Source organism: Microvirga sp. 2TAF3 (assembly GCF_052114965.1).
Taxonomy (GTDB): Bacteria; Pseudomonadota; Alphaproteobacteria; order Rhizobiales; family Beijerinckiaceae; genus Microvirga.
The window spans coordinates 442,397-457,632 of record NZ_JBFRFT010000001.1; the positions used below are offsets into that span (position 1 = coordinate 442,397).

A 15,236-nucleotide genomic window follows, 5' to 3' on the forward strand; every position below is an offset into this window, starting at 1 on the left:
CCCCAAAATGCTCTAGAATAACGGCGCGGCCCCCTTCGGCCGCGCTTTCTTTTGGAGGTTGTCTTGCCCGCCCTGACCGATGCTGCCCTCGACCAGATCTTCCGCGAGGCCCGCACCTTCCGCTGGTGGCAGAATAGGCCCCTCGCGCCGGAGACCCTGCGCGCCATCGCCGATCTGGCGAAGCTCGGGCCGACGAGCGCCAATTCCTCGCCGGGACGCTTCGTCTTCGTGGTCTCGCCCGAGGCGAAGGAGATGCTGCGGCCTCATCTCGACGAGGGCAATGTGCGCCAGACCATGAGCGCGCCGGCAACCGCCATCGTGGCCTACGATACGGAATTCTACGAAAAGCTGGCCTTCCTCGCGCCCCACAGCCCGGATGCGCGGAGCTGGTTTGCGGGCAAGCCCGCCGTGATCGAGGAAACCGGCTTTCGCAACTCCGCCCTGCAGGGCGCCTATCTGATCATGGCTGCCCGCTCCCTCGGGGTCGATTGCGGCCCCATGTCCGGCTTCAGCCGCTCGGGCGTCGATCAGGCCTTTTTCCCCGACGGCAAGATCAAATCGAATTTCCTGATCAATCTCGGCTACGGCGATCCGGACAAGCTCCATCCCCGCCAGCCGCGTTTCGACTTCGACGCGTTCAGCAGGATCGCATAAGCATAAAGACGCACCGGCATTCCCTGTCTTCTACCCCGGATGCGGCAGCGTGGGAGCCGTGTCTCGCCCCGCATTCTGGGATAAAATCGCGCTTCGACCGAGAGCGGGCATTCCGAGGCGCCGGGGCTGTCGCCGAGGGATGCCGAATGGCTCGTCGCCAGCGAGAGGCCTCATCCCGACATGGCCGAGGAAACGCGCAAGGAAACGCCCAAACCTGAGGAGCCCGCTCCCCCGCAGAAGATCGACTCGATCTTCCGGAGCGGCTCGATCACCGCGATCAGCGTCGTGGTCGGCTTCTCGCTCGGCTTCCTCAGCCGCTGGAGCGGGCTTCCGGGAAGCTGGTCCGCGTCCGATTTCTTCGCGGTCGCCGCCATCACGCTGGGCATCGTGGTGCAGATCAAGGCGCTGATCGACCTCCTGTCGATCAGGTCGCTCTTCCTCCAGCACTACAACCGGTCGATCCGCATCTTCGTGGCGGGCCTCATCCTCGTCGCCATCGGCGTCGTCGCCGCAATCTTCGCGGACCTCATCGGCTATGGCGGGATCGCCCTGCACGGTTGAAGATCTGCCGGCGTCCATTCGGTGCGGTTCCGAATTCTCCGCTCTTCCCTGCTCCGCTTGCGCCATTCCGCTCTCCCTGCGGAAAACCGGTTCCCTCTTCTCCGGATCATGCTCTAAAGAGACCGGATCAGACGGAGATGAATGGTGCGCATTCTTGCCATCGATACCGCCCTCGGCGCCTGCTCGGCCTGCATTTTCGAGGTCGGGCAAACCGAGCCGCTCGCCCGCGAGAGCATTCCCATGGAACGGGGGCATGCCGAAGCGCTGCTGCCGCTCGTCGATCGCCTGACCTCCCATGTGGATGGCGGCTTCGGGAGCTTGAGCCGGGTCGCCGTCACGGTCGGGCCGGGCAGCTTCACGGGCCTGCGGGTCGGCATCGCGGCCGCCCGCGCCATCGGGCTTGCCGCCGGCATTCCGGTGGTCGGAGTGGCGACCCTCTCCGCCTATCTCGCCCCGCTCATGGCGGCAGAAAGGCGTGGCCTGTTCACCGCCGCCATCGATGCCAAGCATGGGCAGATGTATATCCAGGCCATCGCGGCGGGCGGGCGCACCGTGATCCCGCCGGGCGTGATGGGCTATCGCGAGGCGGTCCGGCTGCTCGGCTCGGGGCCGCTTCTCATCTCGGGCACGGCAGCCCCGATGCTGACTGCGGAAGCGCGGGCGCAGGGCGTCGAGGTGATCGTCAGCGACGATGCCCCCGGTCCCGACATCGCCTGGGTCGCACGGCTCGGCGCCATCGCCGACCCGGCGCAGGCCCTGCCGAAACCGCTCTACCTGCGCGAGCCCGACGCCAAGCCGCAGGACGGAGCGAAAATCGCGCGCCGATGAGCTTTCTCGACCGGTTCTCCCGGCCGCCCTCGCCCCACATCGCGCCCGTGGGAACGCAGGCCGCCTCGCGACTTGCCGCCATCCACGCCACCGCCTTCGCCAGGCCCTGGAGCACGCTCGAATTCGAGCGCCTGCTCGGTGAGCGCAACATTCTCGGCGACGGCCTGTTCATCGGCCGCGCCGCGCTGCCGGCCGGTTTCATCCTGTCGCGGGTCGTGGTGGACGAGGCGGAAATCCTCACCGTCGCCATCGCGCCGCTCGAGCGTGGGAAAGGCCATTCCCGCCTGCTCCTGACCGCCCATCTCGACGGGCTTTCCCGCCTCGGGATCCGCAAGGTGCATCTGGAGGTGGAGGACGGCAATCTGCCGGCGCTGGCGCTTTACCGACGCCTCGGCTTCCGGGAGGTCGGTCGGCGGGTGGGGTATTACCTCAAAAGCGACGGGTCGCGGGTCGCGGCCCTGACCATGGCGCTCGATCTTTAGAGTCAACCCCAGCCCATGGAACCGGGATTGACTCCTAAGTCATTGAATCATCGCATGTCTTATCGGCAAACTGGTATCCGCTTCGCTCGGGCATGCTCTAGCCCAGGCCCGCGGGCTCCCCTATAAGCATCCCCAGGAGTGGCGAACCTTGGCAGAACGGAACAGCAAAACGGCACGAATCCGGCGGTCCGACGCCATCGAGCGCGCCTGCCGCGAGAAGGGGCTGCGCATGACCGGCCAGCGCCGGATCATCGCGCGCATCCTGGACGATGCCGCCGATCATCCGGACGTGGTCGAACTGCACCGGCGAGCGGCCGCGGTGGACAATCGCATTTCGCTTTCGACCGTCTACCGGACCGTGAAGCTTCTGGAGAATCAGGGCATCATCGAGCGGCTCGATTTCCGAGACGGCCGCTCCCGTTACGAGCAGGCGGCGCGGGAGCACCACGACCATCTCATCAATCTCGAAACCGGCGCCGTGATCGAGTTCCAGTCTGACGAGATCGAGGCGCTGCAGACCGAGATCGCCAAAAGGCTCGGCTACAAGGTGATCTATCACCGGCTCGAGCTTTATGCGGTGCCCATCGACGAGGACGATTCGTGAGTCGAATCGGCATCGCCCTGCGGCTTCTTCCCCTCGGTCTTTATGCCGCCGTCGCGATTCCCCTGCAGTTGCTGGCCCTGCGCTTCGGCTGGCGGATTCAGCACGTCCTGCCGATGTGGTTTCACCGGCTGTTCCTACGCCTCTTCAGCGTCAGGGTGATCGAGCGCGGAGAGCCGCCCCGGGGAGACGCGACGCTGGTCCTGGCGAATCACGTCTCCTGGCTCGACATTCCGGTGATCGGGTCGCTCCACCCGCTCTCCTTCATCGCGAAATCGGAAGTCGAGACCTGGCCGGTGATCGGGCTTTTCGCCCGGCTCCAGCGCTCGGTCTTCATCGACCGCCAGCGCAGGAAGGCCACCGCCGAGGTCAACGAGCACCTCGCCCACCGCCTGGGTAAGGGCGAGGTGATGGTGCTCTTCGCCGAGGGCACTACCGGCGACGGCAACCGGCTCCTGCCCTTCCGTTCCTCCCTCGTCGGCGCGGCCCAGACGGTGATGGCGGACGAGGCGGTGGAGCGCATCCACCTGCACCCGCTCGCCATTGCCTATACGCGCCGCAACGGGCTGCCCGTCACCCGGCGCGAACGACCCGAAATCGCCTGGTACGGAGACATGGAGCTGGCCCCCCATCTCGGCCTGTTCGTACGGGAGGGCCCCCTCGACGTGATCGTGACCTGGGGCGAGCCGATCTCCTTCACCGGCAACCGCAAGACGGCGACCGCGGCGGCGGAGGGCGCGGTGCGCAAGGCGATGAAGGCGGTGTGACGATTGACATCCCCGGAATGACGGGGAGGGTATCATGGGCAAAAGAGCCGCTATTCTCTTGCGACTTCAAAAGGCGTAAGAACGCTTCATCCTCGCCCCATCGATTTCAAGCAGCAGGCTCGTTCAGCGTGAAGAAAGTCTTCGTCAAATCCTACGGTTGCCAGATGAACGTCTATGACGCCGAGCGCATGGCGGATGTTCTGGCGACCGAAGGCTACAGCGAAACCAAGGCCATGGAGGAGGCGGACCTCGTCATCCTCAATACCTGCCATATCCGCGAGAAGGCGGCGGAGAAGGTCTATTCCGAGCTCGGCCGCGTGCGCGAGCTGAAGCAGGAGCGCGAGGCTTTAGGACAGGAGACCAGGATCATCGTCGCCGGCTGCGTCGCGCAGGCCGAGGGCAAGGAGATTTTGCGCCGGGCGCCCGCCGTCGACGTGGTCGTCGGCCCGCAGAACTACCACCGCCTGCCCGACCTTCTGAAGAAGTCCCGCGCCGAGCGCGTTGTCGACACCGAATTCCCGATCGAGGACAAGTTCGACCACCTGCCCGTGCCGTCGAAGGCAAAGACCCGGAGCCGGGGCATCTCGGCCTTCCTGACGATCCAGGAGGGTTGCGACAAGTTCTGCACCTTCTGCGTGGTGCCCTATACCCGCGGCGCCGAGGTTTCGCGGCCGGTGGCCAGGATTCTCGACGAAGCCGTCCGGCTCGCGGAGGCGGGCGTGCGCGAGCTGACCCTGATCGGCCAGAACGTGAACGCCTATCACGGCGAGGGCCCGGACGGGAAAACCTGGTCGCTCGGCCGCCTGCTGCGCCGTCTCGCGGAGATCGAGGGCATCGCGCGCCTGCGCTACATGACCTCTCATCCGCGTGACATGGATGACGAGCTGATCGCCGCCCATGGCGACCTGCCTGCGCTCATGCCCTACCTGCATCTGCCCGTGCAATCCGGCTCCGACCGGATTCTCGATGCCATGAACCGCAAGCATACGGGCGACGAATACCGCCGCCTGATCGAGCGCATCAGGCAGGTCCGGCCCAATCTCGCCCTCTCCTCCGACTTCATCGTCGGCTTCCCCGGCGAGACGGATGCGGATTTCGAGGAGACCATGCGGCTCGTCGCCGATGTGGGCTTCGCAAGCTCGTTCTCGTTCAAGTACAGCCCCCGCCCCGGGACGCCGGCGGCGGAGATCGAGGACCAGATCCCGGAGGCGGTGAAGGTCGAGCGGCTGGCACGTCTGCAAAACCTGTTGGAAACCCAAAGACAGGCTTTCAATCACGGAACCGTCGGCCAGACTCTCGACGTTCTCTTGGAGAAGCCGGGTCGTCATCCGGGCCAGATGGCGGGGAAATCGCCTTATCTGCAACCGGTTCAATTCGAGAGCGATGCTCACCATATCGGTGAGATCGTGACGGTTCGGATCGTGCGGGCAGGCTCGAACAGCCTGTTCGGGGAGTGGGTCAAGGCAGGCGACAGGGTCGCGGCCTAGAGCATGGTCAGGAGAAGCGGGCCCCGCTTTTCCGGGAAGATCGTGCTTCACTGAAGAAGGAGGCGGCATTTGAGGCAAGCGGACAGCGTGACCGCACGAGCACAGAAGGGCCGGGGATCTGGGAATCTGCATCCCGGCGTCGAGGAAGAAGCCGAAATCATCCTTACCTTCGAAGACAACCGCCTCGCCAGCCTTGTTTTCGGGCAATACGACCAGAACCTGGCCCATCTCGAGCGGCGGCTGAACGTGGCCGCCATCGCCAATGGCAACCGCGTCACCGTCAAGGGCACGCCCGAGGGCTCGGAACTCGCAAGGCGGGTGCTGGAAGGCCTCTACGAACGCGCCCGGCAGGGCGTGACGCTCGCCCCCGGCGATGTGGACGGCGCCATCCATGAAAGCACCCTGCAGGGCTCCCTGTTTCCGGCCGCGGCGGAAGCGCCCCTGCCCGGAGTCACGGCCTTCGACCATATCGCCACCCGCAAGCGCGGTCCGGTGCGCGCCCGCAACGCGGCGCAGAACGCCTATATCAAGGCCCTCAAGCAGCATGAGCTGATCTTCGCCGAAGGCCCCGCCGGCACCGGCAAGACCTGGCTCGCGGTGGGCTATGCGGTGTCATTGCTCGAACAGGGACAGGCGGACCGGCTGATCCTGTCCCGCCCCGCCGTGGAGGCGGGCGAGCGGCTCGGCTTCCTGCCCGGAGACATGCGGGAGAAGGTCGATCCCTATCTTCGCCCGATCTACGACGCCCTTTACGATTTCATGGAGGCGCGGCACGTGGACCGTGGCCTTCAGACCGGCATGATCGAGATCGCGCCGCTCGCCTTCATGCGCGGGCGCACGCTCACCAACGCGGTGGTGCTGCTCGACGAGGCCCAGAACACCACGACCATGCAGATGAAGATGTTCCTGACCCGCCTCGGCGAGGGCTCGCGCATGATCATCAACGGCGACCCGACCCAGATCGACCTGCCGCCGGGCCAGAAATCCGGACTGATCGAGGCCGTGCGGATTCTCGACGGGGTCGAGGGCATCGCCCGCGTCACCTTCAAGGAACAGGACGTGGTGCGCCACGATCTCGTCCGCCGCATCGTCACCGCCTATGACGCGGATGCGCGCAAGGAACAGGACCGCAGGCCGTGATCGTGCTCGACATCATGATCGAGGCGGGCGGCTGGGCCGGCCTCGAAGACGCACAGGCCCTGGCGCAGCGCGCCGCGGATGCGGCGGCGGAAGCCGCGGATGCGGCGGATGAGGATTTCGAGATCAGCGTGATGCTGACCGACGATGCCAGCATCCGCACGCTGAACCGGGAATGGCGGGGCAAGGACAAGCCGACGAACGTCCTCTCCTTTCCGGCCCCCGAACAGCCGGGCTTCGAAGGCCCTCGCCATCTAGGCGATATTGCTTTAGCTTATGAGACGCTGGTTCGCGAGGCCGAGGAGGAATCCAAAACTCTCGCTCACCATTTTGCACATTTGATCGTCCATGGCGTCCTGCACCTTCTCGGCTACGACCACGAAGTCGACGAAGAGGCGGAAATCATGGAAGCTTTGGAGGTAAAGGCGCTCGCCACCCTTGGCATCGCCGATCCCTATCGCGATATGGCAGCGTGAACGCGCGACGTTCAGGCTGAAACTCAAAGACAATGAATGAAGATCGAAGTCGTAACGACCGCCCTCTCCGGACCCCTCCGGATCCCGACGGCTTACGCGACCATTGGTACGACCGGGTTCTGACCCGCCTCGGCCTCAAATCCCGCGATTCCATCCGCAACGATCTTGAGGATGCGCTCGCGGAAACCGTCGAAGACACGGACTTCTCGCCCCAGGAAAGGGCGATGCTGAAGAACGTGCTCGGCTTTCACCGCATCCGCGTCGACGACGTCATGGTGCCTCGGGCCGATATCGTGGCCGTGGCCGCCGAGACGAGCCTGGGCGACCTGCTCAACCTCTTCCGGACCGCCGGCCATTCCCGCCTGCCGGTCTATGGAGACACCCTCGACGACCCCAAGGGCATGGTCCATATCCGCGACTTCCTGGATTACATCGCCATGCGCGCGGATACGGGCAACGGTCGCCCGCAGGAAGATCAGGACGGCAATCCGCCGCCCGGACCGAGCCTGGGTCAGGTCGATTTCTCCATGAGCCTGGCCTCCGCCGAGATCCTGCGTCCGGTTCTATTCGTGCCGCGCTCCATGCCCGCCATCGACCTTCTGGTGCGGATGCAGGCGACCCGCACCCATATGGCCCTCGTCATCGACGAATATGGCGGCACCGACGGCCTGGTCTCGATCGAGGATCTGGTCGAGATGGTGGTGGGCGATATCGAGGACGAGCATGACGATGCGGCGGTGCTCGCCGTGGTCGAGAGCACGGACGGCACCTTCATCGCCGACGCCCGCGCCAGCCTCGACGAGGTCAAGGAAACCCTCGGCGTCGATCTCACCGAGGAGGAAGGCGCGGAGGATATCGACACGATCGGCGGCTTCATCGTGACCCTGGCCGGGCGCGTCCCCTCCCGCAACGAGCTGATCCTCGGTCCCGGAAATCTGGAATTCGAGGTGCTCGATGCCGATCCGCGCCGGGTGAAACGGCTGCGCATCCATCGCCGCAACATCGCGCCGGAGGTGGCGGCCAACACTTCGCTGCATCCTGAAAGCACCGCGGCCGAATGAAGACGCTGGCTCATCGTGTCATCCTCGCATCGGGGTGGCGCCGCGGGCTCATGGCCATGGCCGCTGGCGCCATCGGCGCGCTGGCCATGCCGCCTTTCGGCTTCCTGCCGGCCCTCGTCCTTTCCCTGACTCCGGCCGTCTGGCTGCTGGACGGGTCGGCCCGGGACTCGTGGGGGCGGACCCTGAAGGCGGCCGCAATCGTCGGCTGGCTCTGGGGCTTCGGTTATTTCGTCGCCGGGCTCTGGTGGCTCGGGGCCGCCTTTCTCGTCGAGGCGGACCAGTTCGCCTGGGCCCTGCCCTTCGGGGTTTTCGGCCTGCCGGCGCTGCTCGCCCTCTTCCCGGCCTTCGGCTTTGCGCTTTCCCGCAGCCTCTGGGCACCGGATGCCTCGCGGATCCTCGCCCTCGTTTTCGGGCTCACGATCAGCGAAATCCTGCGCGGCCATCTCTTCACGGGCTTTCCCTGGAACAATCTTGGGCTGGCCCTCGGCCAGAATCTCTGGCTGATGCAGAGCGCTTCCCTCGTCGGCCTCTATGGGTTGACCGTACTCGCCATCGGCATCGGCGCCGCCCCTGCCCTTTTCGGCACTGGCCGCAACGGCCGGGAGCGCCGGACAGCACCCGGAACCGCCGCCGCCGTCCTCGTCCTCATGGCCGGTTTCGGCGCCTGGCGCATTCCTTCCGCGCCGCTTCCCCATGTCGAGAACGTACGCCTGCGCCTCATGCAGCCGAACCTTCCGCAGGACGCCAAGTTCAATCCCGGCAACCGGGAAGCGATCATGCGGCGCTATCTGACGCTGAGCGCTGCTGCTGGCAGCGACGGCAAGGGCGCGGAGGCGGCGACCCACATCATCTGGCCGGAATCGGCCTTTCCCTTCCTTCTCCACCGCAACCCGGCCTCGCTTGCCCAGATCGCCGCCCTGCTGGCGCCCGGCACCCATCTGATCACCGGCGCGGCGCGCATGGACGATCCGTTACCGGGAGAGGCGGTCGGCAAGTTCTTCAACGCCATTCAGGTGATCGACGACAAAGGCACGATCCTCGGCTCCTACGACAAGGTGCATCTCGTGCCCTTCGGCGAGTATGTGCCGAAATTCCTCGATGCCCTGATCCGGGCCGTGGGCCTGCGCCAGTTCGTGCATATCCCGGGCGGGTTCGAGCCGAGCGAAAAACGCGCCACGCTCACCGTGCCAGGATTGCCGCCCGTGGCTGCGACAATCTGCTACGAAGCTATCTTTCCGGGCGAGATTCTGCCCGATGGCCCCCGGCCCGACCTGATCCTCAACGTGACCAACGACGCCTGGTTCGGCAACACGCCAGGCCCCTATCAGCACTTCTCCCAGGCCCGGTTGCGGGCTGTGGAAGAGGGTCTGCCGCTTGTACGTGCCGCCAATACGGGAATTTCGGCGGTGGTCGACCCTTATGGCCGGGTCGTGAAGAGTCTGGCGCTCGGGGCCGAAGGAGTTCTCGATTCCGATCTGCCCATGCCGATTCGGGCTCCGTTCCATGTCCGGTACGGAATGTTTGTTTTGACTGCCACGCTCTTGATCTGCTTAATGGCCGGCGCCGCGCGTCGCTCGCGGCAAATGTCTCTTCCTATATAATAAAACAGAGACATTCCTTTGGGCAGATCTGGCAGGGATTCGTGAGCCTATGAAGAAGTCGACCGGCTCCATCGACAAGGAAATTGGAAGCAGGGTACGCATGCGCCGTATTTCGGTCGGCATGAGTCAGGAAAAGCTCGGCGACATGCTTGGGCTTACTTTCCAGCAGGTCCAGAAATACGAAAAGGGCACGAACCGGATCAGCGTGGGACGGCTCGTGGACATCGCCAAGATCCTCGGCGTCGACATCCACTTCTTCTTCAACGGCATCAAGAGCGGCAAGGCGGATGCGGGTTTCGCCGAAGAAGAGGCACCTCCTTATATCTCCGAGGTCATGTCCACTCCGGAAGGCCTCCAGCTCATCCGCACCTTCACGAACATCAAGAGTCCCAAGGTGCGCAAAAGCATTGTCCAGCTCGTCTCGGTGCTCGCCACGCAGGACGACGAGTAACGTTCGTCATAACGAACGCGTTCGCTTGACCTTTCCTCTTGTCTGCGGCATGACCATTTCTTGATGCCTACGGCTGTAGGTCATGCCTCTTCTTTGCCTCAAAGGAACAATAGTCGTGCGGCGGTCAAGCTATCTTTTCACGAGCGAATCGGTATCGGAAGGCCATCCAGACAAGGTCTGCGACCGGATCTCGGATGCCGTGGTCGATGCGTATCTCTCCGCCGAGCCGGAGGCCCGTGTCGCCTGCGAAACGCTCGCCACGACCAACCGGGTCGTCATCGCCGGCGAAGTGCGCGGCCCCGAATCGATCACCAAGGACCGGGTCATCCAGCTCGCCCGCGACGCCATCAAGGACATCGGCTACGAGCAGGAAGGATTTCACTGGCAGAAGGCCGAGGTCGACGTGTATCTGCACGCCCAGTCGGCGCATATCGCCCAGGGCGTCGACGCCGCCGGCAACAAGGACGAGGGCGCGGGCGACCAGGGCATCATGTTCGGTTACGCCTGCAACGAGACGCCGGAGCTGATGCCGGCCCCGATCTTCTATGCCCACAAGATCCTCGAGGACCTGACCCACGCCCGCAAGACCAAGGCCAATGGCGCCGCCGTTCTTGGGCCCGATGCCAAGAGCCAGGTCACCGTCAAATACGAAAACGGCAAGCCTGTCGGCGTGACGCAGATCGTGCTCTCGACCCAGCACCTGGACGAAAATCTCTCCTCCGACGACGTGCGCGAGATCGTCGAGCCCTATATCCGCAAGACCCTGCCGGCCGGCTGGGTGTCGCCGGAGACCATCTGGCACGTGAATCCCACCGGCAAGTTCGTCATCGGCGGTCCCGACGGCGATTGCGGCCTCACCGGCCGCAAGATCATCGTCGACACCTATGGCGGCGCGGCCCCGCATGGCGGCGGCGCCTTCTCCGGCAAGGATCCGACCAAGGTCGACCGCTCGGCCGCCTATGCTGCCCGCTATCTGGCGAAGAACGTGGTCGCGGCCGGTCTCGCCGACCGCTGCACCCTGCAGCTCTCCTACGCCATCGGCGTGGCCAAGCCCCTGTCGATCTATGTCGACCTGCACGACACCGGCAAGGTGGACGAGGGCAAGCTCGAAGCCGCTCTGATGGAAGCCATGGATCTGTCCCCCCGCGGCATCCGCACCCATCTCGGCCTCAACAAGCCGATCTATGCCCGCACCTCGGCCTATGGCCATTTCGGCCGCAAACCCGACGCCGATGGCGGCTTCTCCTGGGAGCGCACCGACCTCGCCGACACGCTCAAGGTCGCGCTCAGCTGATCGCCATGAACGCAGCCTCCGAACGAGCCGGCGCCTTCTTCGGGCGTCGGAAAGGCAAGAGGCTGCGTGCCGGTCAGGACGAACTCGTCCAGAATCTGTTGCCGGCCCTGCGGGTGACGCCGGGCGTCGCGCCCTCGAGTCTGTTTCCGTCGTCGCCCGACAAGGCGCGGGAGACCTGGCTCGAAATCGGCTTCGGGGGCGGCGAACATCTCGCCGCCCAGGCCCACGCCCATCCGGACACCAATTTCATCGGCTGCGAGCCCTTCGTGAACGGCATGGCGAAGCTTCTCGCCGTGGTCGACCAGGAAAAGCTCGGCAATATCCGCGTCTGGGACGAAGACGTCACGGATCTCCTGCCGACCCTGCCCGATGCCTGCCTCGACCGGGTCTATATCCTCTATCCCGATCCCTGGCCCAAGCGCCGCCAGCGCAAGCGACGCCTCGTCTCCGACGAGAATCTCGCGATGCTGGCCCGCGTCATGCGCCCCGGCGCCGAACTGCGCTTCGCCAGCGACATCGACGATTACATCGGCTGGGTCCTCGCCCGGATCCTGCGCTCCTCGGATTTCCGCTGGACCGCCGAACGCCCGGACGATTGGCGCAAACCCTATGAGGGCTGGCCCGGCACCCGCTACGAGGCAAAGGCTCTCCGCGAGGGACGCGTGCCGAGCTATCTGAGGTTCACGAGGCTCTGAATAACCGCGCGACATCTCGGTCCTTGCATCTTAAAGAGGGAATCGCTATGTTTCCCCTGTCAGCTCTGGTTGCAGTGTAAACTGCTGTTCGGGAGTGGGCCCCGCCGGGTCCGCTCTTTTTTATTGCTCGAAGGCCGGGGCGACAGCGAATTTTGCGAAAGAGATCTGCATAAGCGCCATGGCGAACGAACGCGACAAGCGCCTGATGACGGAATCCGGCGTGGCCGCCCGGGTGGCGGCGATCGTCGAGCCCGTGATCGAGGATCTGGGCTTCAATCTCGTGCGGGTACGGGTCACGAACACCAATGGCTGCACGGTACAAATCATGGCCGAACGGCCCGACGGCACCATGTCGGTCGACGAATGCGAGACGGTGAGCCGGGCGATTTCGCCGGTTCTGGACCTCGAAGATCCCATCGATCGGGAGTACTATCTCGAAATATCCTCCCCCGGGATCGACCGTCCGCTCGTGCGCGCCAGCGATTTCGAGCGGTGGACGGGCTACGACGCAAAGATCGAACTGGCCGTGCCTCTCGACGGCCGCAAGCGCTTCCGGGGGTTCATCCGGGGCGTGGAGAACGGGACGCTCGTCCTCGAACTGCCGGATGTGAAGGAAGGCAACGAGCCGATCGCCCGTCTGCCCCTGAACGATCTGGGCGAGGCGCACCTCGTTCTGACCGACGAATTGATCCGCGAGTCGCTGCGCCGGGGATCGGCTCCGGCGGCGGGCGATAGCGAAGAAGACGAGACCGAAGATTTGAATGCGGAACCGGCGCCTCAGGGACGCGGCCCGCAGAAGAAGAAGACATCGAAGAAGGAGTGACCTCGATGGCTGTAAGCGCCAACAGGCTTGAACTCTTGCAGATCGCCGATGCGGTCGCGCGTGAGAAGGTGATCGACAAGCAGATCGTGCTGGATGCCATGGCGGATGCCATCGCCAAGGCAGCACGGTCCCGCTACGGCGCCGAAACCGATATCCATGCGGAGATCAACCCGAAGACCGGCGAACTGCGCCTGTCCCGGCATCTCCTGGTGGTGGACGATGCCGCGATGGAGAACGATTCCCGCGAGATCGCCCTCTCCGAGGCGCGCAAGCGCAACCCGGCCGCCCAGGTGGGCGACGCCATCTCCGAGACCCTGCCGCCGTTCGATTTCGGGCGTATCGCCGCTCAATCCGCCAAGCAGGTGATCGTGCAGAAGGTGCGCGACGCCGAACGCGACCGCCAGTACCAGGAATACAAGGACCGTATCGGCGAGGTCGTGAACGGCGTCGTGAAGCGCGTCGAATACGGCAACGTGATCGCCGATCTCGGCCGGGGCGAGGCCATCATCCGCCGCGACGAGCTGATCCCACGCGAGACCTTCCGTCCGGGCGACCGGATCCGCGCCTATCTCTTCGACGTGCGCCGCGAGGCGCGCGGGCCGCAGATTTTCCTGTCCCGCACGCATCCGCAGTTCATGGCCAAGCTCTTCACCCAGGAAGTGCCGGAAATCTACGACGGCATCGTCTCGGTGCAGGCGGTGGCCCGCGATCCCGGCTCCCGCGCCAAGATCGCCGTGATCTCGCGCGATTCCTCCATCGACCCGGTCGGCGCCTGCGTCGGCATGCGCGGCTCGCGCGTGCAGGCCGTGGTCGGCGAGCTGCAGGGCGAGAAGATCGACATCATTCCGTGGTCCCCGGACCAGGCGACCTTCATCGTCAATGCGCTCCAGCCCGCGGAAGTGGTCAAGGTCGTGCTCGACGAGGATGCGGACCGCATCGAGGTGGTGGTGCCCGACGACCAGCTCTCGCTCGCCATCGGCCGTCGCGGCCAGAACGTGCGCCTGGCCTCGCAGCTCACCGGCTGGGACATCGACATCCTCACCGAAGCCGAGGAATCGGAGCGCCGCCAGAAGGAATTCGCGGAGCGCACCGAATTGTTCATGAACGCGCTCGACGTGGACGAGGTGGTGGGTCAGCTCCTCGCCTCGGAAGGTTTCCGCACGGTCGACGAAATCGCCTATGTGGATCCCTCCGAAGTGGCCTCCATCGAGGGCTTCGACGAGGACACGGCGAGCGAGATCCAGGAACGCGCCCGCGAATACCTGGCCCGCATCGAGGCCGAGAACGAGACCCGCCGCACGGAACTCGGCGTTTCGGACGACCTGAAGGAGATCGAAGGCGTGACCACGGCCATGCTCGTGGCCATGGGCGAGAACGACATCAAGACAGTCGAGGATCTGGCCGGCTGCGCCACCGACGACCTCGTCGGCTGGACGGAAGGCCGCGGCCAGGACGCGACCCGCTATCCGGGCGCCCTCGACGGCTTCGACCTGTCGCGCACGGATGCGGAAACCATGATCATGGCCGCCCGCGTGAAGGCCGGCTGGATCGAGGCTCCGGTGGAGTCGGTGGAGACCGAGGGCTCGGCGGAAGAAGCCGAGACCGAGGCCCAGCCGTCTTAACCCGGTCATGGTCGAGCGAGGTCAGCACCCGTGTCGCGGCATGAACCGGAGCGCACCTGCATCGTCACCCGCACGGTTCATCCGTCGGCGGGGCTGATCCGCTTTGTCCTCGGGCCCGACCGCCAGATCGTCCCGGACCTGAAGCACAAGCTGCCGGGTCGGGGCGTCTGGGTCGCGGGCCGGCAGGATCTGGTGGAAGAGGCGGTCAAGCGCCGTCTCTTCGCGCGCGCCTTCAAGGCCGAAGCCAGGGCGCCCGAAACGCTCGCCGCCGATATCGAGCAGATGCTTCGGGCGGATCTGCGCCAGAGCCTGTCGCTCGCCAACAAGGCGGGAGCGGTGATCACCGGATTCGCGAAAGTTGAGTCGGCTATCGCCGAAAAACCCATTGCCGCCCTTATTCATGCCGCAGAAGCGGCTGAAGATGGGCGACGAAAGATCGCTAACCAGTTGCGAAAACGCCTCGGCGAGGCAATATCAGGCTTTCCGGTCATCCAAGATCTGTCAAATGACGAATTGGATTTGGCATTAGGCCGGTCACATGTGATACATGCTGCCCTCGTCGCGGGCGCTGGGAGCGACGGCTTTCTGAACCGCTGGCATCGTTACCGCACCTATTGCGGCCTCGATGCCGATCAGGCTGGCCTCGAAACCGAGTCCGGCGAACCCACGATTTTGAAACCCGCAGGATATTGAGCG

At 65.0% G+C, this 15,236-nt stretch carries 17 protein-coding genes; all 17 read left to right on the forward strand.

Translation table 11 applies throughout. The features are described 5' to 3' along the window. The first annotated feature begins 63 nt into the window (after positions 1-63). Positions 64-654: a malonic semialdehyde reductase gene (locus AB4Y97_RS02030; RefSeq protein WP_441997318.1), complete on the forward strand. Its 591-nt coding sequence runs from the start codon at positions 64-66 to the stop codon at positions 652-654. 180 nt (positions 655-834) lie between these two features. Further along, the gene (locus AB4Y97_RS02035; RefSeq protein ID WP_441997319.1) at positions 835-1,215 is read left to right on the forward strand and encodes a hypothetical protein; all 381 of its coding nucleotides are present in this window, start codon (positions 835-837) and stop codon (positions 1,213-1,215) included. A 144-nt stretch (positions 1,216-1,359) separates the two neighbouring features. Next, on the forward strand, positions 1,360-2,043 hold the full coding sequence (gene tsaB, locus AB4Y97_RS02040) for a tRNA (adenosine(37)-N6)-threonylcarbamoyltransferase complex dimerization subunit type 1 TsaB (RefSeq protein WP_441997409.1): 684 nt from the start codon (positions 1,360-1,362) through the stop codon (positions 2,041-2,043). Beyond that, on the forward strand, positions 2,040-2,525 hold the full coding sequence (locus tag AB4Y97_RS02045; RefSeq protein WP_441997320.1) for a GNAT family N-acetyltransferase: 486 nt from the start codon (positions 2,040-2,042) through the stop codon (positions 2,523-2,525). The genes tsaB and AB4Y97_RS02045 overlap by 4 nt, the downstream gene beginning before the upstream one ends. A 148-nt stretch (positions 2,526-2,673) precedes the next feature. Beyond that, a complete protein-coding gene (locus AB4Y97_RS02050) occupies positions 2,674-3,129 on the forward strand; it encodes a Fur family transcriptional regulator (RefSeq protein WP_441997321.1) in 456 nt (151 codons plus the stop codon). Further along, entirely contained in the window at positions 3,126-3,893 is a 768-nt protein-coding gene (locus tag AB4Y97_RS02055; protein WP_441997322.1) for a lysophospholipid acyltransferase family protein, read from the forward strand. Before AB4Y97_RS02050 ends, AB4Y97_RS02055 begins: the two co-directional genes overlap by 4 nt. Positions 3,894-4,021: 128 nt before the next feature. After that, positions 4,022-5,380 (forward strand): tRNA (N6-isopentenyl adenosine(37)-C2)-methylthiotransferase MiaB, encoded by a 1,359-nt coding sequence (miaB, locus tag AB4Y97_RS02060; protein ID WP_441997323.1) that lies wholly within the window; start codon positions 4,022-4,024, stop codon positions 5,378-5,380. A gap of 69 nt (positions 5,381-5,449) precedes the next feature. Then, positions 5,450-6,520, forward strand: coding sequence for a PhoH family protein (locus AB4Y97_RS02065; protein WP_441997324.1), 1,071 nt, complete (start codon positions 5,450-5,452; stop codon positions 6,518-6,520). Between the two features lie 2 nt (positions 6,521-6,522). Continuing rightward, complete coding sequence (gene ybeY / locus AB4Y97_RS02070; RefSeq protein ID WP_441997410.1) at positions 6,523-6,993, forward strand: rRNA maturation RNase YbeY; 471 nt, start codon at positions 6,523-6,525, stop codon at positions 6,991-6,993. Between the two features lie 32 nt (positions 6,994-7,025). After that, positions 7,026-8,054 carry a hemolysin family protein gene (locus AB4Y97_RS02075; protein WP_441997325.1) on the forward strand — a complete coding sequence of 343 codons (1,029 nt, stop codon included), beginning with the start codon at positions 7,026-7,028 and terminating at the stop codon, positions 8,052-8,054. Next, entirely contained in the window at positions 8,051-9,655 is a 1,605-nt protein-coding gene (gene lnt / locus AB4Y97_RS02080) for an apolipoprotein N-acyltransferase (protein WP_441997326.1), read from the forward strand. Before AB4Y97_RS02075 ends, lnt begins: the two co-directional genes overlap by 4 nt. 49 nt (positions 9,656-9,704) lie before the next feature. Further along, positions 9,705-10,106, forward strand: coding sequence for a helix-turn-helix domain-containing protein (locus AB4Y97_RS02085; RefSeq protein WP_441997327.1), 402 nt, complete (start codon positions 9,705-9,707; stop codon positions 10,104-10,106). Positions 10,107-10,221: 115 nt separating this feature from the next. Continuing rightward, on the forward strand, positions 10,222-11,400 hold the full coding sequence (gene metK, locus AB4Y97_RS02090; RefSeq protein ID WP_441997328.1) for a methionine adenosyltransferase: 1,179 nt from the start codon (positions 10,222-10,224) through the stop codon (positions 11,398-11,400). 5 nt (positions 11,401-11,405) lie between these two features. Next, the gene (gene trmB / locus AB4Y97_RS02095; RefSeq protein ID WP_441997329.1) at positions 11,406-12,095 is read left to right on the forward strand and encodes a tRNA (guanine(46)-N(7))-methyltransferase TrmB; all 690 of its coding nucleotides are present in this window, start codon (positions 11,406-11,408) and stop codon (positions 12,093-12,095) included. Positions 12,096-12,273: 178 nt separating this feature from the next. Then, on the forward strand, positions 12,274-12,918 hold the full coding sequence (gene rimP / locus AB4Y97_RS02100; protein WP_441997330.1) for a ribosome maturation factor RimP: 645 nt from the start codon (positions 12,274-12,276) through the stop codon (positions 12,916-12,918). 5 nt (positions 12,919-12,923) lie between these two features. Continuing rightward, complete coding sequence (nusA, locus tag AB4Y97_RS02105) at positions 12,924-14,540, forward strand: transcription termination factor NusA (RefSeq protein ID WP_441997331.1); 1,617 nt, start codon at positions 12,924-12,926, stop codon at positions 14,538-14,540. Positions 14,541-14,570: 30 nt separating this feature from the next. After that, positions 14,571-15,233 carry an RNA-binding protein gene (locus AB4Y97_RS02110; protein WP_441997332.1) on the forward strand — a complete coding sequence of 221 codons (663 nt, stop codon included), beginning with the start codon at positions 14,571-14,573 and terminating at the stop codon, positions 15,231-15,233. Positions 15,234-15,236 lie beyond the last annotated feature (3 nt).